The organism is Catellatospora chokoriensis (assembly GCF_011297315.1).
Lineage (GTDB): Bacteria > Actinomycetota > Actinomycetes > Mycobacteriales > Micromonosporaceae > Catellatospora > Catellatospora citrea.
Map to the genome: position 1 here is coordinate 16,212 of NZ_JAAOTI010000024.1, position 21,859 is coordinate 38,070.

The 21,859-nt window shown below is 65.8% G+C and carries 13 protein-coding genes; 4 read left to right on the forward strand and 9 right to left on the reverse strand.

The window, feature by feature from the left end:
* Positions 1-285 precede the first annotated feature (285 nt).
* A complete protein-coding gene (locus tag HAV39_RS30070) occupies positions 286-558 on the reverse strand; it encodes a hypothetical protein (protein WP_191842542.1) in 273 nt (90 codons plus the stop codon).
* 307 nt (positions 559-865) lie between these two features.
* On the opposite strand from HAV39_RS30070, the gene HAV39_RS30075 reads away from it, so the two are divergent.
* A complete protein-coding gene (locus HAV39_RS30075) occupies positions 866-1,699 on the forward strand; it encodes a helix-turn-helix domain-containing protein (RefSeq protein WP_191842543.1) in 834 nt (277 codons plus the stop codon).
* Positions 1,700-1,715: 16 nt separating this feature from the next.
* On the forward strand, positions 1,716-2,279 hold the full coding sequence (gene cyaB / locus HAV39_RS30080) for a class IV adenylate cyclase (protein WP_191842544.1): 564 nt from the start codon (positions 1,716-1,718) through the stop codon (positions 2,277-2,279).
* 1,617 nt (positions 2,280-3,896) lie between these two features.
* Here the strand turns inward: cyaB and HAV39_RS30085 are convergent.
* Entirely contained in the window at positions 3,897-4,643 is a 747-nt protein-coding gene (locus tag HAV39_RS30085) for a 5-formyltetrahydrofolate cyclo-ligase (RefSeq protein ID WP_191842545.1), read from the reverse strand.
* Positions 4,640-5,077, reverse strand: coding sequence for a hypothetical protein (locus tag HAV39_RS30090; protein ID WP_191842546.1), 438 nt, complete (start codon positions 5,075-5,077; stop codon positions 4,640-4,642). Before HAV39_RS30090 ends, HAV39_RS30085 begins: the two co-directional genes overlap by 4 nt.
* Before the next feature lie 55 nt (positions 5,078-5,132).
* Between HAV39_RS30090 and HAV39_RS30095 the strand changes: the two genes are divergently transcribed.
* The gene (locus HAV39_RS30095) at positions 5,133-5,396 is read left to right on the forward strand and encodes a hypothetical protein (RefSeq protein WP_191842547.1); all 264 of its coding nucleotides are present in this window, start codon (positions 5,133-5,135) and stop codon (positions 5,394-5,396) included.
* A 503-nt stretch (positions 5,397-5,899) separates the two neighbouring features.
* Here HAV39_RS30095 and HAV39_RS30100 read toward each other — a convergent pair.
* The 3 genes from HAV39_RS30100 to HAV39_RS30110 all read right to left on the reverse strand — a co-directional run bounded on the left by HAV39_RS30100 (position 5,900) and on the right by HAV39_RS30110 (position 7,226).
* Complete coding sequence (locus HAV39_RS30100) at positions 5,900-6,307, reverse strand: hypothetical protein (protein WP_191842548.1); 408 nt, start codon at positions 6,305-6,307, stop codon at positions 5,900-5,902.
* Positions 6,308-6,318: 11 nt separating this feature from the next.
* Positions 6,319-6,702 carry a hypothetical protein gene (locus HAV39_RS30105; RefSeq protein WP_191842549.1) on the reverse strand — a complete coding sequence of 128 codons (384 nt, stop codon included), beginning with the start codon at positions 6,700-6,702 and terminating at the stop codon, positions 6,319-6,321.
* A gap of 242 nt (positions 6,703-6,944) precedes the next feature.
* Positions 6,945-7,226 carry a hypothetical protein gene (locus tag HAV39_RS30110; protein WP_191842550.1) on the reverse strand — a complete coding sequence of 94 codons (282 nt, stop codon included), beginning with the start codon at positions 7,224-7,226 and terminating at the stop codon, positions 6,945-6,947.
* A 207-nt stretch (positions 7,227-7,433) separates the two neighbouring features.
* Between HAV39_RS30110 and HAV39_RS30115 the strand changes: the two genes are divergently transcribed.
* Positions 7,434-8,801 (forward strand): NsdA family TPR-like regulatory protein, encoded by a 1,368-nt coding sequence (locus HAV39_RS30115; protein WP_191842551.1) that lies wholly within the window; start codon positions 7,434-7,436, stop codon positions 8,799-8,801.
* A 421-nt stretch (positions 8,802-9,222) separates the two neighbouring features.
* Here the strand turns inward: HAV39_RS30115 and HAV39_RS30120 are convergent, their stop codons facing one another.
* From HAV39_RS30120 to HAV39_RS30130, 3 genes are all read right to left on the reverse strand, one after another.
* Complete coding sequence (locus HAV39_RS30120; RefSeq protein WP_191842552.1) at positions 9,223-9,645, reverse strand: hypothetical protein; 423 nt, start codon at positions 9,643-9,645, stop codon at positions 9,223-9,225.
* A gap of 17 nt (positions 9,646-9,662) precedes the next feature.
* Positions 9,663-21,083: a LamG-like jellyroll fold domain-containing protein gene (locus tag HAV39_RS30125; protein ID WP_191842553.1), complete on the reverse strand. Its 11,421-nt coding sequence runs from the start codon at positions 21,081-21,083 to the stop codon at positions 9,663-9,665.
* Positions 21,084-21,156: 73 nt separating this feature from the next.
* Complete coding sequence (locus HAV39_RS30130; protein WP_191842554.1) at positions 21,157-21,708, reverse strand: type 1 periplasmic-binding domain-containing protein; 552 nt, start codon at positions 21,706-21,708, stop codon at positions 21,157-21,159.
* Between the last annotated feature and the right edge of the window lie 151 nt (positions 21,709-21,859).

Genomic DNA, 21,859 nt, shown 5'->3' on the forward strand with positions numbered 1-21,859 from the left:
GTCGGAGTGCCACAGGTACAGGGCGTCCCGGGTGTGCAGTTGTGTACGAGTACCGGTGTGTCACCGGCGATCACATAGTACGTGTGGCCTGAGCACCATGATCAGCGCCGCAGCGCTCAGCCTGAAGTGTGGCGCGACGTGGACTGAGCTTCACCTCGGACGATCATGCGCATAGAGGCTGTGCGATGTTGACAGCAACGCTGACCGCAACGTGGGGGAACGCCGGGTGTGTCGGCCGCCACAGCAACCACGAGCGTCGATAGAGCTTGGGTCAGCCCGGCCCGGCTATGCGGATGGCGGCCGGTCGTCGGCAGCGCCGGAGGTCGTCTTACGGGGCGTGATGGTCGGCATGGGCATGGTGGTGTCGGTGAGGGCGAGCGTGGCCTGGTAGCGGGCGATGGTGGTCAGGCATGCGGCGGCGACGGTGCATGGTCGTGGTCGTCCGCAGGCGCAGAGCCCGAACCTGTCGGGGTGGTGCCACTGTTGGATGTCGTGGGCGGCGCGGATGCGGGCCTTGGCGTAGGCGGCCAGTGCGCTGCGGTCCAGTGCCTTGCCCATGGTGGCCTCCTCGGCGTCCTGCCGCGCGTTCCGAGCCCGGCGGATCGGTCTGCGCGGGTGGGTGCCAGCCGGGGCCGGTGCGCACGGGTGCGAGACGTGCCGTCGTACCCCGGCTGGCGTCGGCGGGCAACGGCTGCCCACCGCGGGCGCCTACCGTCAGGGCGTTCGGTTCGCTCCGGGCGGCAGGGCTCTCAAGTGGTGACTCTTCCGTGTCGCGGCGAGGGTCCGCGATCGCGCCGGGGTGATGTCACCGGCTAATCTCACCGGGGGATAGCGACGGCCGTCGCTGGCGGTGTGGGGGTGTCTGGTGACGACGGTGTTCGAGCCGATCGTGCTGCCCGACGCGGCGTGGCGCACCGACGCCGCCGTGCAGGCGCTACCGGCGCGGGACGCTTCCGGGCTGCTGCGGCTGGCGCACCGCCACGGGGCCAGCCAGCACCGCATCGCCAACGCCGTGGGCATCCTGCAAGGCCGGGTCAGCGAGATCCTGCGGGGTCAGCGGCAGGTCGAAGCGCTGGAGGTGTTCGAGCGGATCGCCGACGGGCTGGCCATGCCCGACCACGCCCGCATCGCCCTGGGCCTGGCACCCCGGCAGGACCGCACCGGCGGCCACGACGCCGCATGGTTCGGCGAGATCGTGCGGGTGTTCGGCAACCAGGCCGCCGCCACGGCCGACATCCAGGCTACCGCCCGCACCGCCGCCCGCTTCGACGTGCTGGCCGTGCGGGCGCTGGGCATCATCGGCATGAAGGACTCGCTGCTGCGCCCCGCGCTGACCGAGCCGTCGCGTCCGGTCTCGGTGCGGGTGGCGATGCTCGACCCGGACAGCCACGCCGCAGCGGCGCGGGCGGCCGAGATCGGCGAGTCGGTCGACGGGTTCGCCGCAGGCATCCGCATGTCCATCGCCCGCCTGCGGGAGCTGTCGGCGGTCGCCAATGTGCAGGTGTGGCTCTACCGGACACAGCCGGTCTGGCGGCTGTTCGGCCTGGACGACACCCTGTACGTGTCGGCGTTCACCGCCGACCGGGAAGGCCACGAGTCCCCCACCTACAAGATCTCCACCGTAGCGGGCGGGACGCTGTACGCAGGGTTCCGACGCAGTTTCACCGACATCCTCGCCCACGCCCAGCGCGTGGTCTGACCAGGAGGCGCACCCGATGCCGATCGAGGTAGAGCTCAAGGCCAGGATCACCGACCCCGACACCGTCGTGGGCCGGCTACGGAGTTGGGCCGACGGTGAGGTGAGCACATATGCCGACACCTACTACGACTTCCCCGACCGCAGGCTGACCGACACCGGCCGTCAGGAACTGCGGCTGCGGATCATCGACAAGCCCACCGGCAGGCGGACGGTGTGGACGTTCAAGGACGCGGTGCTGGACAACGCCAGCACCCCGGAGTGGGAGACCGAAGTCGCCGACTCAGAAGCCGCTGACGCCATCTTGACCGGTCTCGGCCTGCAACCCCTGATCGCCTACACCAAGCAGTGCGAGAACTTTCGCTTCACCGCCCACCGGCACCCGATCGTCGCCACCGTCGTGACCATCCCCGAGATCGACGGCACCTTCCTGGAAATCGAGACCCTCATCTCCGACGACACCGACCGCGACGACGCGCTCAAGGCCATCCACGGCGTGCTCACCGACCTCGGCCTGACCGACGACGACCTCGAACCGACCTTCTACATCGACCTCGTACAGGCACACCGCCAGCCGCGGTGACCCCAGGCCCACCGCCACTGCCGCCCGAGCCAGGCGAGCGCAGCAGCTCCGACACCGAACCGGCCGATCGTCGCCTCCAAGATCGCAGGCTGGCTCAAAACATCTATACAAGGACCATCAAGAGCGCCCGGCTACGCCGGACGCACGCGCACGCGCTATGCCGTTCCGGCCCGCGCGCACGCGCCCACGCAACCACCACACCGACACGGCGACGCCTCCCAGCCGAGGCAGTCAACGCCGTGACGATCCCTTCACGGGTCAGCCGTCGCTATGCCTACCGGGGATCGACGCCCAAGGCGCCTCCCAGCCGAACGCTGGCGCCCTCGGCCCTCGTTCATCTCACGCATTCATCAGGCAACCTAGTCCACATTTGATGCATCGATTTATGTGCATGTTATGTCAGCGCTTGACAGCAACCGTGACAGCAACCTGGATGCCCGGCCACGCCCACCAGCGCACCGTGGAGTGGCACCAATACGTTCGGTAGTGACCCCACTCCGCTCTCGACAAGCCCGCTAATGCCCTTAGTTCGCTTGCTGAAACAGGTTGTGGCCACAACAATCGCGTCGTTGCTTGTCGACCCTTGTCAGTGCGAAATCCAGCTGCAATGGCTAAAGGTTTGAAAGACCCTCTCGCCAGCGCCGCGCACCATCGGGCGGGCTTATTCTCGCAGATGGCGCAGTTTCAATAAGATGCAACAGGTTCCAAGCCAGACCGAAGCATAGGTCCTCACCGAAGCATTCTGCCAAGGCATTTGCCTCCTCGTCAGTTACGGGGCGTTCAATAAGATCCAGTAGTGCTCCGGCGCGATCTACAGCTTCCTCGAGTTCTTCCGTGGGTTCGCCACGCTCAGACGGTAGTTTGCCTAGGTTAACGAAGTCCTGAACTTCGGGCCGAACCATATGTGACCTTCCTTCTATCTAAGTTCGTGACACGGCACGACTCAAACCAACGACGCCAGCCAGCTGCACGTTACGGTTCCGAACAAGCGATCGAACCACTTCGAAATCATCGATCGCGTCAGACTCCGAGGTGTGGGAAATTCGTTCGATAATAAGCGAGTACTCCCTTGATGGATTCATTGAAGTAGGAAGGTTCACCATACAACTGCTGGCCAATTGACCGATAGTTCCACAACTTCGCGGCGACTACCTCACGGAACGACAATCCCGCATCGAGCCGCTTAGTACGAATTCCTTTACCCCGAAAGTCTCGAGTTAGGGCATGCTCAGCATCCGTCAGCATCACTGCCGCGTAATCATCATAGTTAGCAAGACGCCCCGAAGCCGCCTGTGGAATGTGGTCTGGAGTCAGACCGTCCCCAACGCGTGATCGACGGTTGAGGTCACCAAAAGACCCCACTTCGCCGGGCTTAACTGCAAGGCGAGTTGGCCCACCGGTTCCGCAAAGACATCTGTCGGCATGGTCTGGATCTGAACCGCCGCAGTTGTGTACAAGAACCGGCTGGTCACCGGCCATCACATAGTACGTGTGGGCGCGTTACGGCATGTGCGCTCAGATCATGCGGTGATCATGCTGTTGAGCTGCCAGTTCAGACCGTGGCTGCCATCTATGGGTACCGGTTTCGCGGCGTTGACGGCAACCCTGACGGCAACCTCAGCGCACGCTGTCGGAGAACCGGGCCAATGCCGGGATGGCGCGGATCTTCTCCGGTGTCAGGTGGGCCGCCACGATTCCGTTCGGGCGGCGCGGTGGCGCGCAGTGGATGACCTCGTCGGGAGTGACGATGAGGTCGAGGCTGAAGTCGTGCTCGGTCTCGGGCAGGTCTTCGTCGAGGATCTGGAGGGGGTGGACCGTGGTGACGATGACCGTGCTCGGGCCGATGAGTCCGGCCTCGGTGAGCAGCGCTACCTCGATGTCGCTGTATCCCGCGCCCTTGCCGACCCGTACTCCGCGCCGGTTGACGGCGACGCTGCCCGCGATGATGAGATCGACGGGCCGCATGTGGTCGACCTCGACGCGGGGGGCGTGCTGGGCAGCGCCGTCACCGGTCGTGATGATCTCCAACGGCTCGCGGATGGTGTCGGGGTCGAGCAGGTAGAACGGTTGGGCCGTGGCCAGTTTCGGTACGGCCATGTAGAGCAGTTTGCCGTCGTGGAGGGCGTTGGCTCGTGCCGGTTGTTGTGCCCAGTCCGGGTTGGCCTTGACGACGTGCGCGTTTCGCCATTCGTCGAGTTGGGACAAGTGCTCGGCTGCGCGGTCGGCTCCGGTGAAGTTGGGGATGCGCCCGTGCGCCTCGGGCGGCAGCGCGGCTCCGGCTTGGTCGAGTAGGGTCCATACCTTCTCGCGGGCGGCCTGCTTGGCTTGGTCTGTCGCCGGGTCGATCACGCCAGCCTCCGTCATGCCGTGGTCATCAAGGCCATGAGCCTATCGCTGACATCGGCGACGGGTGCGTGCTCGCGCCAGGGGCGCAGTTCGCGGGCGGCGGTGAAGGCAATGTTGAGTCCGCCACCGCCTCGCGTCTGTTCCAGCACGTCGATGGCCTGGTGCAGGTAGGTGGTGGCGTCGTCGATGTGACGCTGGCGGATGCTGGCCAGTGACAGGTTGCCGAGCACGATCGCCGTGGACTTCTTGGCCTGGCGTAGAAGCTGGTGGGTGGCGTTGAGGATCGGTTCGGCTTTGGCGGGCTGCCCGAGGTGCAGGTAGCAGGAGCCGGCCAGCCGCCCGGGTGTGGTGGGGCACAACAGCGCGGCAGCGGGATCGTCGGCCCTGACCCGGCTCAGGTGTTCGTCGGCCTCGCCGAGCGCTCTTTGGCATTCGTGCCGGTTGCCGAGCATGGCCTGCGCCTCGCCGACGTGCAGCGTGGCCAGCCCGGTGCCGACCGAGCTACGGGTGAGGGCGGAGGCGGCGGCGCGGTTGGCCAGGACGAGCCCGGCACGTGGATCTTTCGTCCCGTACAGGGCTACCGACCGCAACGCCGCCCTGGCCGACCTGCTCGCGCACGCCGACACGCACCGGGACCTCATCGAGGAAGCCACCCGCTACCAGACCAGCCACGGCAACTTCGCCACCGACCCCTTCGGCGACCGCCGCGAACCCGCCGACCAGCCGAAGCCCGCAAAGCGCACCGCACGCACCCGCAAGACCGAGAAGTAGACGCCCAGCCCACCGCCCAAGATCACAGGCTGGCTCAAAACGTCTATACAAGGAACATCAAGTGCGCCCGGCTACGCCGGACGCACGCGCACGCGCTATGCCGTTCCGGCCCGCGCGCACGCACCCACGCATCGGTCCACCAGACCCGCCGACGGCCACCGCGCCGGGGACATGCGAGGCCGTCACGATCCCTTCGCGGGTCAGCCACCGACGTGGGTTCCGGGGATCGCCGCCACGCCGCTACGCGCCGCGCCAACGAGCGCCGAACACGAGCCCTGCCCGACCGCAGCCAACGCTCACCGCACACACGTGGATGTATCCACATTGGATCGCATCCACGAATCTACATATGTGCGATGTACGTGACAGCAACCGTGACAGCAACCTGCACGCATGACCACGCCCACCGGTGCACAACGGCGTGGTGCCAATACGTGCCGTAATGGCACCACGCCGTCACTACATAGCATTCAGTTTGTTGGTTAATCGCGCTGTTCACTCAGTCATCTGAACTCAGCTGCGCGTATCACGCGATCTTCAAACTCCGGATGATCAATAGAACTTGGCTCGCCGTAATCCATGTCATCCTCCGACAGGTAGACGCTGCTCGCGACCACGTATCCGCTTGCACCGGAGGCACTCCGGATCGAGAAGGCGAACATGCCACTTTGGATGGCATCCATTTCGTGTCCAAGCTCAGCCCTAGCCGCGTCGAGGGACAGTAGATCGACTACGAGATCCTTGTATTCGTCTCTCAGCTTCAACGCCGTAACGCCTCGAAACATCAGGTCGATGCGAGTCGCACAACCGGCCCGAATGTTGCTGCGAAGCAGCAGAACACCATGACTGACCCGGTAAGACCAGAGTTCGAATCGACGGTCGAAACTGAGAGGGAACGCAATCCTACTCATGATATCCCCAGCTAGCTGAACGGATTGAGTCGCTTGATGCCATCGATATAGAAGTCAACCTTGCCGAGAGTGCCAGCATCCTTGAAGAACGCCAACTCTAGATCCGTAGCACCGCCAATTTGGCGTGCGTTCCTCAGTAAAGAGGTATTAACAACGCCCTCTACACCACCCTCGAGTCCGTGCATGCCATCGAGGGTAAAGGACACACGAATACCCGGCTTGTCAAGCTTTAGCAAATTTGCTGCAGTCCATACACTGCCCTTCCAGTCCTTGTCACCCATGAAGTGTTCAGCGCCAATCTTATCGGCAAAGCCCTTTACCTCGGACTTCAAACCGAGAGCAACATGCTGGTCACCGCAGTTGTGAACCAGGACCGGCGTGTCCCCGGCGAGCACATAGTACGTGTGGGAAAGTTGCCCCTCATGCAGGCGATAGTCGATGCATTTCGGCTCCCACCTGTGGCTTCTCGCGACGGGCGGAACCGGGCATCTTCCTTGACGGCTACCGTGACGGCAACGTGAGCGCACGTCGCAGGTGACCCAGGACACAGCATCGTCAGACGCCAATACCAGCGACTAACTGATCTCGTGAGCGTCGATGGGCGGCGGTACGTGGTGCGGCCCGCGCGTCGCTCGGTTCAGGTTCCGATCGCCGGTAGTGCGACCCCTGGACGGTATGCGGCCGACGACGACTGCGACACGACGAGCCGAAGCGGCTGGGTCGCTCCGACCAGTGCGAGCTTGGCCCGGTAGTGGTCGATCGTAGCCTGGCAGGTGGCCGCGACCGAGCACGGCTGCGGCCTGCCGCACGCGCACAGGCCGAACAGGTCCGCGTGGTGGCCGTCGAGGATGTCCAGGGCGACGGTGATCTTCCGTCGCGCGTACACCTCGAACTGCCCGGCTGTCAGCGCTCTACCCACGGTCGGTCCCTCCCCTTGGCGTGGCGACGAGGCGCGGCGACCGGTGCCATGGGATGCGTCCGGCCGCCGCGCCGATCGGGGCGGGTGCGAATCACCCCTACCGACAGTCAACCGGCGACCACGCCCGGACTGTAGGCTCACGGGCAGGTGCGAGCGTTTCACAGGTTTAACCACGTTGATGAACCACGCTCACGAAAGGGCGAACACGTGCGCGCCAGCACCGCACCCAACGACCGGCTGCAACACCTCATCGCCGAGGCCGGGATCTCCTACGAGGCCCTCGCCCGGTCGGTGTGCCACATCGCCGCCGAGAACGGCGACAACCGGCTGCGGGCCAATAAGTCGTCGGTCGCGCACTGGATCGCCGGCACCCGCCCCCAGCCACGCACCGCCGGCTACCTCGCCGAAGCCCTGTCACGACGCCTGGCACGTCCACTCACACCAGCCGACCTCGGGCTAGGCTCAGGCAATGAACCCGTCTACGACCCGGCGAGCCTGCCGCCGGACGCCGTGGCCGCCGTCGCGCACCTGGGCAGAGCCGACGTGGACCGCCGCACCCTGATCTCCGGTGCCGCGTACTCGGTCGCCGCGCTAGTGCTGCCGCTGCAACAGCCCGAGATCGCCGCCCGCGCCCACGCCGCCCGCACCCGACCGACAGTCACCGTCGGCCAGGGCGAGATCGACGCCGTCCGGCAGATGACCGCCGCGTTCAACGCCGCAGACGAACGCCTCGGCGGCGGCCACGCCCGCACCGCCGTCGTCGAATACCTCACCACCGACGTCACCGCCTACCTGCGCGGAACCTTCGCCACCGACGCACTGCGCCGCTCGATGTTCGCCGCAGCCGCCCAACTGTCGTACCTGGCCGGGTGGAAGGCACACGACCTGGGCCTGCCAGGGCTGGCGCAGCGCTACTACCTGCACTCCTACCAGCTCGCCGCCGAGGCCGACCCCCACGCGCACGCCGCATACGGGCTGCGCATCCTCGCCCACCAGGCCATGGACCTCGGACGCCGCGAACACTGCGTCGACCTGGCCGGCGCCGCACTCGACCGGGTCAAAGGCCGCACCGACCCCGACACCGAAAGCCTGTTCTGGCTCACCGCCGCCCGCGCCCACGCCACCAGCGGCGACAACCAGCAGGCACGCTCAGCGCTTTCCACGGCAGAACGGCTACTCGACCGCAGCCGCGGCGACGCCGCACCCGAGTGGGCGTCGCTGGGCGGACCCGCCGAAGCCCGCCTGGCCAACCAGTCCGGCAAAGCCCTCCAAGCGATGGGCGACCTCACCGCAGCCGAAGACCAGCTACGACGCTCGGCCCGCTGCTGGAACCCGGCCACCCACCCGCGCATCCACGCCCTCACCCTGGCCGACCTCGCCGAGATCCAATGCGCCCGAGGCAACGTCGAAGCCGCCTGCCAGACCTGGAACACCGCCCTGGACGGCATGACCGGCATCCGCTCCGCCCGCACCCGCGACGCTGTCACCAGCATGCGCGCCCACCTCGCCGTCTACCGACGACGCGGACTCACCACAGCCCAACGCCTCGACAACCGCGCCTCCAACCTGACCTGACCGCCACCGACCAAGCCGAAGTCCCGAGTGGGCTCAAAGTTGCTATACAAAGAACATCAAGAGCGCCCGGCTACGCCGGACGCACGCGCACGCGCTATGCCGTTCCGGCCCGCGCGCACGCGCCCACGCAACCGCGCTCAAACGATGCTGCCCCGTCCGTCTCCGCACAAGGCCGCGACGATCGCATCGGCAGTCAAGCCTTTCGCCCGGTTCCCGGCGATGGACGCCGCGCCGCTACGCGCTGCGCCACCGATGATCTTCAGCCGCAATCCATCGATCCATGCACATTCGATGCACATCCGTGACGGCAACGCCGACGGCAACCCCCGCGCACACCGATGCCCCTCAACGCACTTCGCAATGGCACCAATGCGGAGTGTATTCACCCCATAGCCACTCCACTTCGCTCGCGATGCCAATCTCAAGCCCCTCCCATGTCGCAGGATGGCGCCATTATTGATCTACCTTGCACGGTAACGATATAGCCATCGTCCTGAACGATGATGACGATTCCAGTCAATGGAGAAACGACTATTACGCTGGCGTACATAAAGTAGTCGCGGACACGAACATGAAACGTCTTTACGAATTGGTGGAGTTGCGATGCCTCCACGAAGAACGGGCCTTGATCCGCGTCAAAGCTGGTGCTGTTGACGACAATTAGGGGACCCTTGAGGCCGACGCAACGAGATAGGAATTCATCTTCAATGACATCCGCATCCCGCTGTTCGATGTCGAAGGACTCCCAAGCGTCCAGCGGGATGCCAACGATACCATTAGGATCGAATGCCGTGGATCCCGGCAGGACCGCGGACAGGACACTCTCCGCGAAGTCCCAGTTCACGTGCCGCTTTACTGATGTCATTTGAACTCACGACCTCTGATGAAGACCTTCAGCACTGTTCGCCAAGGGTTACCCTTGGTTACCCCGCGAGCGTTGTCGTCCAACTCGGACAATTTTACATGCGGGCCTTCCGGCGGAAAGTCGTGTCCCACCAGATTGAATTCAATATCGCGGTGAGTTCCGTCAGGAAGCTGGCCACGCCAGAAATCGGGCTTCCGGTTCTCAAAGTTGTCCAGGCTGCCACCAGCGAGATGATCAGCAATTGCGAGGAGATCATCCTCGTTATCCACGGTATGCCGCTCAACTTGCTGCCCAGCCGAGTTCGTCACCGTACGAGATGTGACATTGACGGGGCATCCTTCGAGATACTTATTGGCGTTGTTGTTGTGCACCAGGACCGGCTGGTCACCAGCGAGCACATAGTACGTGTGGATCTCTGCGACCGTGAGGTCGCGCATCTCCTTCTCGCCGTCCCAGCTCTTGACGGCCTCGACGACGACCTCGCCCGCGCCAAGCACCTGCAGTTCGGTGCCCGCGGTCAGGTCCTTAGCATCAGTCCATTCGCCCTTGGTCTTGTTCCAGAACGGGTGGTGCTGGGTGGTGTGCAGGGTGGTGAGCTTGCCGGTCTCCTTGTTGCGCACCGTGACGTCGGTCAGATCCTTGTCATGGTTGCGGTGCAGCATCGTGACCGGTCTCGCCGCAGTCTCGCCGGTGATCGGGTCCGTCGCGGCGACCTTGTCACCAACGTTTACGTCCTTGATCGGCCGTGTGCTGCCGTCCGCCATGCGTACAGGGGTCGCCGGGTCGAAGCTGTGACAGCTCTTGGCGCCACCGCCAGGTCCACCACCCCCGGCTCCGGCTCCGCCACCTCCTGCGCCTTGGCCGACCTTGGGTTTCGGACCCTTGCTGAGAGCACCAAGGCCGGGGACGGCGCTTTCGAGCAGGCTGCTCGGGCTGACGCTGCCGGTGCTGATGAACTGGTCGACGGCGTCGCCGACGAAGTTCTCGCCCGCCTCGGTCGTGAGCTTGCCGAGCACGCCGGTGCCGACCTTGTTCGCGATCGCGGCGGCCACCTTCGCGCCCACCAGGCCACCGACCCCGCCTGCGAGGCCTGACAGCGCACCGGTGCCCAGCGATCCAAGAGCGTCACCAAGGGAGTGGATGTCGCCCTGCAAGCCGTCCTTGGCCAGGTTGATCAGCGCGCCGGCGCCGACCATGCAGGCGACGGCGCCTGCGCCTGCGGTCACCGCGGTGCAGGCGAGGCCGGCCAGCACGCCGACGCCGACAGCGGCGATCTCGATCAGGAGGTTCTTGTTCTCTTTGACCCATTTCTCTGTCGCTTTGTAGGCGTCTTTGATCGCTCCGATGGGGTTGGTGGCGACCTTAGCTGCCTTGGCGACGAGTTGCTTGCCTGCCTGTTGGACCTTCTTGTAGGCCGCCTTGGCCTTCTTCTTGACCTGGTCGACCTTCTTGGCGACCCACTTGCGGCCTTGTTCGACCTTCTTCTTGACGTAGTTTTTGGCCTTCTTCACGACGGTCTTGACCTGCTCGACCTTCGTGGCCACGTAGTTGCGTGCCTGTTGGTACTTTTCTGCGGCGTAGCTGCTTACCGAGTTCCAGGCGCTCGCTGCCGAGGAGCGCACCGAACTGACCGTGTTCGAGACGAACGACGAGACGCTCGACGCTGCCTTGGCTATGGCCTTGAACGGGTTGTAGCCCCAGTGGCCGGTCGGGTCGGTGACCGTCATCGGGTTGCCGTCGCCGTACTGGTAGCGGTTGGCGTTGATCGAGTCCGGTACCTGGCTGTTGCTGGCGGTGTCGCGGGAGTCAAACTGGCCGGTGTCAGGGTTGTACCAGCGGGCGTGCATGTTGACCCGGCTGGTGAGCCCGTCGGTCCACTCCGACTGGTAGCCGAGGTTGCCGATCATGGCGATGGTGTTGAGGACCTTGCCTAGCGGGTCGTAGGCGGTCGATCCGTCCAGCACGGTGCCGGTGGCCGTGAACTGGCCGACGACATCGGTGTGCAGGTCGGTGTAGGCGAGCCGTTTGATCGCACCCGCTACCTCGCCGACCAGGGCACCGGCGGTGTCGCGCACGTAGGTCGCAGCACCGTCTGCGGCGAGGTCGTTGCCGATACCTGTGTAGGCGAACCCGGGGCGGATCGCCCGGCCCAGGCCGTCGTAGGTGTAGGTCTGGGTGCCGCCGGTGCCCTGCTGCGACACGGCCATGCCGAACGCGTCGGACAGGGTCGTGTACGAGCTGCTGCCGTCGGTGACCTGCGCGAGGGTGCCCCGCGCGGTGTAGGTGTAGGTGGCGCCGCCTCCGAGTTGGAGCCGGTTGCGGGCGTCGTAGGTGAACGTCTTGGGGCCGTTCTGGACCCGGTTGCCGGACTTGTCGTAGGCGTAGACCGTGGTGGCGGTGCCGTTGTTCCACGATGTGAGGCGACCGGCCAGGTCGTAGGTGTAGATGTTGTCGGCCGACTGCGCGAAGCCGGTGGTCTTCTTGCGGGTCTCGTTGCCGTTCTTGTCGAACTCGTATTCGATCTTCGCGATCGTGGTGCCGCCGGTGCCTGGCGTCTTGAGTTCGTCGGAGCTCGGCCTGTGCATGTCGTCGAAGCCGAAGGAGCGGACGTTGCCCGTCGCACCGTAGGTGATCTTGTTGACCTGTGACAGGTTGTTGTACTCGTAGCCTGCCAGCACCCCGGCCGCCGGATTGCTCAGCGACGCCAGCCGGCCTGCGGAGTCGTACCCGTAGGTCGTCTCGCCTGCGGCGTCGGTGCGCTTGGCCATGTTGCCGTCGGCGGTGTAGTCGAACGACGAGTCACCCGACGGGCCTGTCACCGCCCGGAGCAGGCCCCGGTCGTCGTAGGTCAACGTGTTGGCGCCGCCGGAGCCCGACAGCGAGACCATCCGGCCGGCGCGGTCGTAGCCGAACGTGCGGTCGGCGGTCGTCGCCTCCGCGCCCACGCCGGACTGCGCGACCAGTCGGCCCATGTCGTCGTAAGTGTAGGTGGTGGTGACGCCACCGGGCTGGGTCTGCGACACCGCCCGGCCCGCCGCGTCGTACGCGGTGGTGTAGGTGCGATCCCCCAGGTTCGCGAACGCGGTCGTCGCCGGCTCGATCACCCGTTCCGGCAGGCCCAACGTGTTGTACGCCGTCCAGAACGAGTTGTTGCGCCCGTCGGTGAACCGGGTCCGGTTGCCGGCCAGGTCGTAGCCGAAGCTGCTGACGATCGAGTCCGAACCTGAGATCGGCTGCGAGAACGACGTGAGCAGGCCGGTCGCGTCGTACGTGAACGTCGTCCTGATGTTCATCGCGTCCGTGCTGCTCAGCACCTGGCCGTTAGGGTCGTACTCGCTCGATTCGGTCTTCAGTAGCGCGCCGCCGAGCTTGTACGACGATGTCGAGGTGACCCGGTCCGTCAGGTCGTAGACGGATCGCGTGTAGGAGCCGTCGGCCAGTGTCGTCTGCTCCAGCCGGCCACCGCCGTCGTAGCTGTAGCTGGTGGTGTTGTTCGCGCCGTCCTTGACGGTCAGCGGCTGCCCGGCGGCGTTGTAGGTCTTGCTGGTCTTCACACCGGCGGCTGACGTCACCTCCGACAGCCAGCCACCTGTTCCGTAGGTGTACTTCGTCTCATGGGTCTGCCCTGTCTGCCGGACGAACTGCCGCGACTTGTCCGTGCGGCCCAGGAAGTCGTACACCGTCTCGTTGACGGCGCCCTCCGGGTCGGTGACGGCCAGGACCGCGCCCACGTTGTTGTAGGTGTACTTCGTGACGCCGCCGTCGGGCGCGGTCATCCGCCACACCCGGCCCAGCTGGTCGTAGTCGTACGAGGTCACCTTGCCCAGCGGGTCGGTGACCGTCTTGAGCTGGCCGAGGTCGTCGTAGGTCGACGTGGTCTCCGGCGTGATCGGTGTCGACGAGCCCGGTGGCGTGTAGGACGGCATGCGCACCTTCACCACGTGACCGGCCGCGTCGTACTCCGTGCGGGTCCAGCGGCCCAGCGCGTCCTGCGAGTCGGTCACCGCACCGAACGTGTCGTATCCCGCCCACGACACCGCGTTGGCCGCGACCTGCCCCTGGTCGACCGACTCGGTCAACACCTGCGGTGTAGTGCTCTTCACCATCCGCCCGGCTTCATCGACCTCGTAGCGGGTCGTGTTGCCGTTGGCGTCAGCGACAGCCTTCACCGCGCCGTCGACGTCCAGCTGCGAGGAGGTCCGGATGACCTTCGCGTCCACAGCCGGCGCGGTCCCGCCGTAGATCGAGGCAACCTCCGCAGCATTCAAGGCCTTCTGATACGCCTGGACATCGGCGATCTTGCCCGGCCAGTGATCATTGCGAGCGTTGTCCCACTTGAGATCACCGATTGCCAGAGGTCCCGACAGTCCGGTTACGCCGGGTAGGTTCTGGCTACCTTGGAAGACGCCATTGACGTAGAGGCTCACCGTCTTGGTGCCGGCGTCATACACACCGGTCAGATGAGTCCATGTGTCGCGTGCGGCAGGGCTGGTGGAACTTGGCGCTACACACGCCGACATATCGGCGTTGCACGCAAACATGCGCCAACCGGAGTTGCCGATGTCGTAGCCCAACGCGAAGGAGGTGAACTGTGGTCCGTCCTGCGACACCGCCGCCTGGTTCCATGTGGGATCGACGAGACGCACCCACGCCGACACCGTGTACGAGCGGGCCGTGTCCACCACTGGCCCGGTGGTGGACAGCGACCCTGGCGTGCCGTCGTGCTTGAACTCCGCCGAACCGGTCAGATCCGGCCGTGTCGGCGGACGATCCGTCGACCATCGCACACCGGTCGGCGAGAACTGAGCCGCTGTGTTTCCCACTGAATCAGTGGCCGTCGTGCCACTCGTCTGGTCCAACCTCCAGCGGGCAACAGGGGCCAGCCCGGTAGGGCTATATGTCGTCGAGGCGAGCACTCGTCCCATCGGGTCGTAGATTGACTCGTTGTAGCCGTAGACCTTGCCCGTGCCGTCCTTGTCCGTGGTGGCCAGGACGTGGTCGTCGGCGCTGAGTGCTTGGGTGGTGGTGCGGTTGAGGCCGCCCGGGTCCAGCGTCGACTCGTATTGCCGGCTCGCGGCGTCGTACTTATAGGCCGTCGTCGTCGCGCCGTTGTTGGTGACCTGCTGGATGAGGTTTCCGGCGGCGTCGTAGGTGTTCTGCTCGATGGTGAACGAGCTGGTGCCCTTCTTGCGGGTCACCGTCGCAGTCAGGCCGTTGTCGGTGTAGGTGTACTCGGTGGTGACGCCCTCGGGGTCGGTCTCCGAGGCTAGACGTCCCGACGGGTCGTAGGCCTTCGAGGTCATCACCAGGTCGATGGGCGCCGGCAGCGGGTTCGCCGGGTCGCCGGTGAAGCCCTTGACCGTGGTGGTGAGCAGGTTGCCGGTCTCATCGTAGGTGGAGACGGTCTCGCCGCCGTCCTGCTCGATCTCCTTGACGACCCGGCCGAAGGCGTCGTACTCGAACGTCGTCGTCTTGCCAGCCTCGTCGGTCGAGGTCAGCTGCTGGCCGCGGTTGTTGTAGGTGCTGGCTTGTGTTCGGGAGGCGTCGCCGCCGGTGCTGTCCGCGGTCGTCTGGGACAGCACGTTGCCGTCCCGGTCGTATTCGGTGGTGGTCACCGCGGTGTGCTGGGCGCCGGTGACCCGGTTGGTGATCGCCGGGTCTGTCTGGGTCCTGATCCGGTTGCCCTTGTCGTAGGTGTACGAAGTGGTGACGCCCGCCGGGAAGCTCTTGTTCACCTCCGTCTCGGTGATCTTGCGGCCGAGCTGGTCATAGGTGTACTTGGTGACCAGACCGGCCGGGTCGGTCACCTTCGCCACGTCGCCGCTGATCAGGTACTCGACGGTCTGCACTGCGCCACCGGGCGTGGTGACGGTGCGCGGTAGGCCCGCCGGGACCGTGAAGTTCGTCTCGACCTCGTAGATCCGGGTGGCGACGTGCTCGGCCCCGCTCTGCGGGGTGATCACCGAGATCTTCAGATATCTCGCCGACACGGGGGCGGGCAGGTCGTGCGTGGTGACCGCGGACGTATTGCCGCGAACCTGGAACCGCGCCGTCCAGCTGGCGCCATCGTCCGACGTGAGGATGTCGAAGTCCCTGGTGTTGTAAGCCGCCGTCTCGCCGCCCGCCTCCGCGTGGCGGACCGTGATGGCGGTAAACGTCTGCGCCGTGGGCCACTGCGCCTGCAGCCAGGCCGAGGCTTCGTGGGAGCAGAACTTCGACCAGTTGCCGCTGGACCAGTCGCGGTCGAACGCCTTACCCACTTCGGTGTTGGCGTCGCAGCTGGCGCTGCCAGTGGCTGTCGGCGCAGCCGTGTACGCGGTCGTGGTGACGCGGCCCAGCGGATCGGTGACCCTGGTGCGATTGCCCTTGGCGTCGTACTCGTAGGTGGTCAGGAAGGTGTTGTCCGTCGCCGACGACGACCGGCCATCACGCATCGTGAGCATGACGTCGTTGCGCGGGTCCGGGGTCAGCACCCGGGTGGTCGCATCGGGGTAGAACGTGTAATAGACCGTCGAGCACTTGCTGGCCGAGTAGTCCTGGCAGGTCGTCGACGAGATCGTGTTGCCGCGCACGTCGTGCTCGGTGATCGTGACGTTGCCGTTGGGGTCGGTGACGGTGCGCACGAATCCGGCAGTGTCGTAGCCGTACCGCGTCATCTTGCCCCGCGCGTCGGTGTCGGCGACCTTGCGTCCCGTGTTCAGATCGCTGATCGTGACCAGGGACTTGTCGCCGGGGTCGGTGATGGTGACCCACTTGCCCTTGACACCGTTGGCCTGGTCCCGTGCCGCGAACTGGCTCGCCACCTGAGCATCGCTGAGCTGCGTGCGGTAGTAGGCAAAGTCGGCGATCTGTCCGGGCCAGTAGCCGGCGCGCGACGTGCCGTGGGCAGGCCAGCCACCCTCCCACTTGCCCGCGCCGACGTAGGCCTGCACGGCGGATGTGGCAACGATGGCGCTATTCAAGGTGCCGATCTTGGCACCGTCCAGGTACAAGGCTTGGCTGTTGCTAGCTGCCGAGATGGCGACGTGATGCCATTTGCCGTCGTTGACGGCATTGTCGGATGTCATCATGGTCATCGATTCGATCCAGATCTGCCCGCGCAGCTTGCCGTCGGTCCCGACATACAGGGCCGGGGTCCAGTGGCCAGCGGCATCGAGGTTGCTCATCGGCGCGGCCTGGTAGCTATAGAGCACGCCACCGGCCGTGTTGCCCGCCGGCATCTTGAACCACATGCTCATCGAGACCGGGCCTGCGGTCGGCACGTCCTCGGCGGGCAGCTGGAGGTACGAGCTGGTCCCGTTGAAACTGGCCACGGTGCTGTCGCTGAACGGGCCGTCCACGGTACCTAGGGTGACCGAGTTGTACGTGGCCGTGTTGCCGTTGACCTGGTTGACCGCGTTGGTGACGCCAGTCTCGGCCATGCGGTAGTAGTCGGCGGGCGCTCCCGCCAGCGCGGCGCTCTGGTAGACCAGGCTCGTTCCCTGGATCGTCGGTGCGTTGAGCTTCCAGACCCCGCCATTCTCATCGGTGACGTCCTTGACCATGCCGGTCACCGTGTCGTAGTTGACCGATGCGGCGACCTTGCCCGACGGGCGCACCACGGACTTGAGCAGGTCGGTGGAGCGTCGGGCGTCAAAGATCTCTCTGGCGGTGTCTGCGGTGAGCGCCCGGTCGAAGAAGGAGACCTCAGCGATCGAGCCGTTGAAGTAGTCCCGGGTGCCAGTGTTCTTCAGGACGTCGGGGTGCGACTGGTTGGGCCAGGCACCGCCGAGGTATCCCACGCCCAAGTAGGTGAATTTGTCCTGGATGTCCTGCACCAGCAGGCCGTTCTTGGACCCGGTCTCCTGGCCGTCGACAAACAGCTTCTGCTGGTCGCCGAAGGCTGATAGCACGACGTGGTGCCAGTTGCCGTCGGCGTACGACGTGGCGGTCTGCATCGGCCAGTGTGCGCGGGAGTGCCACGACTGGTTGCCCTGGGGAACCGTTCCGCAGCTCCACAGCTGCGCGTAGCTGCCGTTTTCCAGGCCGTTGGCCTCGACATCGAGGCATTTGCCGGAGTTCTGGTTCATGATCCGGCCGTCGGCCAAGACCGACCACTTCTGGTTGGTGCCGGTGTGGCAGTCGAAGAGGATGACATCAGTGCCATCGGCGGTGCCGCCGCTGAGCGCGTCGAGGCACTTGGTCACGCCGGACACCGTGACGGTAAGTCGGTTGGTACTGTCGAGCGTCCACTGCTGGTTGGCGCCGCCGTGGCAGTCGAAGATTGTCAGCCGGGCGTAGTTCACCGCCGGGCCGCCTTGGACGTCGAGGCAACGACCCGACGCGGTGCTGGTCATGCTGCCCAGCAACCCGACCGGCGGAGCGGTCGGATACCCGCCTTGTAGCCTACCGTCCGAGCCCAGATAGAGCGTCGGAGAGTAGGCGCCATTGCTGGTGGCGGAAGCAGCCGGGTCGTCCCAGGACTGGCTGAGAAGCACTCCGTCGCCGCTGCCCGGCGCGGCCTTGAACCACATGCTGACCGACTGGTACCCGGCAGTCGCGGCGAGGTTCGACGGCAGTTTCACCGACGACGAGGTGCCGTTGAAGCCGACCGCTTTGGAGGTGCCACCGCTGAGCGGTCCGGCCTGGTTGAGGGCGACGTCGGTGTAGGTCCCGTTGTCGACGCCGGCTTTGTCGACCACCGAGCTGTTCGCGGTGGTGCCGGAGGTTTCGTTCAGCCGCCAGTACGAGCGCGGGCCTTGGTTGAGCACGACGCCGCGGTGCACCGAATTGTTCTCATACGTGTAGGTGGTGCAGTACGCCGAGCCGTCGGGCGGGCAGACCGAGGTCAGCTTATCGCCCGTGTAGTTGTACTGCCAGGTCTGCACCGAATTCGCGTCGGCGGGGTCGGCCCAGTCAGTGGACACCGTCGTCACGTGGTGTGCCGTCGCACCGCTGGGCTGCGCCCACGTGAAGTGCAGCCTACGCCCAGAAGCCGCGATCATCTTGGCGAGGCGGTTGTTCGCGTCGTACGTGAAGGTCTCGGTGCGGCCCTGGGCGTCGGAGATGGAGCTGATCGCGTACGTGCCGGCCGAACCCTTGGTGTAGGCGTAGCGGGTGCCGTCCTTGTCGACAAGCTCGTACCCGCCACCGGTGGCGGACTTGAAGGTCGCGAACCGGCCGCTCGGTGGAGTGAACGAGCCGCCGACGTCGTTCTTGCCGAAGGCGACGTCCTGACCGTTGGGGTAGGTGACGACCACAGTCTGCAGCGCACCGGCGGCGTCATAACGCTCAACCGCGCGGGAGTCGGCGATGCCTGCCCAACCGAACCCGAACGCGCTGTTACGCGGGTCGACGCTGTTGTAGGAGCGCTGCACCGACAGCGACGGGCCGACCGTGGCGATCGTCGCGTCGGTCGCGGCGGTGGTGTAGTTGCCCGCCGTCGGGTCGAAGCCCTTGTCGCCATTCTGGGACAGGGTCGAGGTGATCGACGGCTGTGGCACCGGCGTGCTGAGCACGTTGAGGGTCTGCGAGCTGCTGTCGACCTGGCCGTCACTGGCGACGGCCCACCATGTGTAGGTCTCGCCCCACGCCAGTTTGCCCGACGGGACGACCCAGCGGCGGGAACTGGTCGCCCCCGATTCGGCGATCTTGGTACCGGTCTTGTCGAACACCTGGAAGTTGAACGTGATCGTCTTCGGGAACGCGTCCGGGTCCTGCCCGGAGACCAGCAGTTCCGGGGTGAGGGTGGGCGACTGGTACCCGTGCGGCGGGTACTGCGCGTCCACCTGCGGCGCCACGTTCAGTGCATAGGTCAGCTCGAGGATGGCCTTGTGCTCACCGGCGTTGTAGTTCGCGGCCGTGAACCGCTTCCAGCCCGCCGGGTCGGTCTCCGACGCGGTCAGCGCCAGGCCGTAGTTGCGCCCGCCGATCGACCAGTCGTTGAAGGTGCCCGGGTTGAGACTTACCCACCAGTCTTTGCCCACATCTCGGTTGGCGCTGGTGTTGGTGCAGGCCGGATAGTTGTCGGTGATGTTCAGGGTGCCGATGGCGTTGCTGCGCGACGGCCCGGGAAGCGTGCTGGTGCTCAGGTTCACGACCTTCCACGTGTCCAACACCTTGTGCACGTATACGGGCAGGTGCGCGGTGCAGTTCCAGGACCAGGTGTGGAACAGCTTGAGCCGGGCCGAGGTGATCCGCTTGCCGAGGAACGAGTCGTCGTCGAACTCATCGAACGCGATGAACGAGCGCGCGGGCGACTCGTTGTCGTAGCCGACAGCGAGCGAGTGGCCGTTCTGCGTCGAGGAGTCGGTGCTGGGGTCGTTGTCGACGAACACGTCGGCCGTGGTGCCCGTCGTCGCGGTCGGGTCGACCCGCACCGGGTACACGCGAGCCGGGTCGCGCAACCATGCCGCGTCCGCGGTCACCCGCAGCGCCTGGCCTTCGGGCGTGTCCACCAACTCATACGTGATCTTGTCGGAAGAGGTCCGCTCGCCTGTGGGCAGTTCGACGTGGGAGTCCTCCATGCGCCCGCGGGGGAACCATGCGACCGTCTTGCCGCTGGTGTCCAGCAGCGCGACGTAGCCGTCGTCGTCGAGGCGCGGCGTCAGCCCGTCCAGGTGCAGCGGGTACAGCCACGAGTTCGGCGCGTCCGGTGATGCCAGGACCATCGTCTCCTCGACACCGGACTCGAACATGCGCAGCTCGAGATCCGTCTGCGGCAGCACCCCGCGGTAGGTCGCCAACGAGCCGTCCACCACCGGTGTCACGTCCGCGGCGTCGGCAAGGTCGTAGCCGAGCTTCTGTCCGCCCGGCAGCGTCATCGACACCAGTGCCGTGCCGGCGTCACGGCCGCCGCGCACCCGGCCGGCCAGTGAGACCGCCAGCGAGTTGGCCGTCATGTGCAGCCGGCCGTCAGACCGCCGCTGCAGGCCGGTCTTGATGGGCTGCCACGTCCCGTCCGAGGCGCGGAAGTTGACGGGTCCGGCAGCCACCCGCCGGGTCATGGTCCCGTCGGCGTTCTGGTAGACGTCCGAGCTGCGGCCGGACCGCTGAGGCAGCCGCTTGCTCGTCGCCGGGTCGAACTTGCCGTCGATCGGCGGGGTCGTTGTCGGCTTGCGGGTCTGCTCGGGCAGCACGTCATCGGGCAGCGCGCCCGGCGCATGCCCGGGCGCACGGCCTGCACCGCCGTTCGCCCTCGTCGCCGAGCTCGGCGCGTCATGGCTGCGACCGGACGCGCCGTTGAGTTCGTGCCCGGACAGGCTAAACAGCGCATCACCCGCCCACGCGGGCTGGTGCGGCAGCCACGACCACAGCCACGAGATCGGGAACTCGCCGTTAGCGGGGACCACGCCCGCAGGAACCGCGAACGTCAGACCGAACAGCACAGCAGTGACGAACGCGACCCGATGCAAGACGCGCACAGCTGACCGACCCATGACTGGGCTCCTCCCCGTGGTAAACCGGGGAGATCATTTATGTTCGGCTTCGTCGGGTCAATAGCGATCTTTGTTATTGCTGGCCAGCGCCCGTTTCGTCAATTACGGCAGTACGGACTGCAGCCCGCGAAAGCTCCAGAACGGACACGTTCGCCTTCTCGTCCGATAGCGCTGCCGCGAACACCACGAATCGCACATCGGCATGTGCGGAGGCGTTGTCCCGCACCGCCGCGCGCGGCGCCTCGCCCACCGCGAACACCATCGTGCACCGGCTCTGCACCTGGCTGTTGAGATAGCCGCGCGCGTTCTCCACGGTCTGCTCGCCGTCGACGGTGAGGTACTGGACCCGGACCAGCGTCTGCACGGACGCCTCCTGCATACCCGACCAGACCAGAGCCGCATCGGGGCTGTTCAGGCCCTTGTCGTCGGTCAACATGCAAGCCACCACGTCGCGATACTGCCGGGAGTTCGGTCCCTCGGCCTCAGGCCACAGGGCCCAGGTCACCCCAGCGACGAGTACGGCCGCACCAACGCCGAGGGCGCACCAGCGTGCGCGCGTCATCCCCCGACGCGTCTGGGTGGCGACAAGGCCACTCCGTACGACGGCCTCCAGCCAGTTCTTCATGCCATGACGAGCCACGGCGAGCAGATTACGTTGCGCCCGGCCGCGGCGCGAGACACGGATACCATCCAGATCGCCTGCTCAGACCCGAAGAGCGCGCGCCGGCCCGCTTTCGATGACCCCGACGAGGACCGAACGAGGAGCCCGACGACGC

What these genes read in the sequence shown, in the direction of transcription:
- HAV39_RS30085 (WP_191842545.1), bottom strand. Translation starts at nt 4,643, where the DNA reads ATGACGGAGGCTGGCGTGATCGACCCGGCGACAGACCAAGCCAAGCAG.
- HAV39_RS30125 (WP_191842553.1), bottom strand. Translation starts at nt 21,083, where the DNA reads ATGGGTCGGTCAGCTGTGCGCGTCTTGCATCGGGTCGCGTTCGTCACT.
- HAV39_RS30130 (WP_191842554.1), bottom strand. Translation starts at nt 21,708, where the DNA reads ATGAAGAACTGGCTGGAGGCCGTCGTACGGAGTGGCCTTGTCGCCACC.
- cyaB (WP_191842544.1), top strand. Translation starts at nt 1,716, where the DNA reads ATGCCGATCGAGGTAGAGCTCAAGGCCAGGATCACCGACCCCGACACC.
- HAV39_RS30070 (WP_191842542.1), bottom strand. Translation starts at nt 558, where the DNA reads ATGGGCAAGGCACTGGACCGCAGCGCACTGGCCGCCTACGCCAAGGCC.
- HAV39_RS30090 (WP_191842546.1), bottom strand. Translation starts at nt 5,077, where the DNA reads ATGCTCGGCAACCGGCACGAATGCCAAAGAGCGCTCGGCGAGGCCGAC.
- HAV39_RS30100 (WP_191842548.1), bottom strand. Translation starts at nt 6,307, where the DNA reads ATGAGTAGGATTGCGTTCCCTCTCAGTTTCGACCGTCGATTCGAACTC.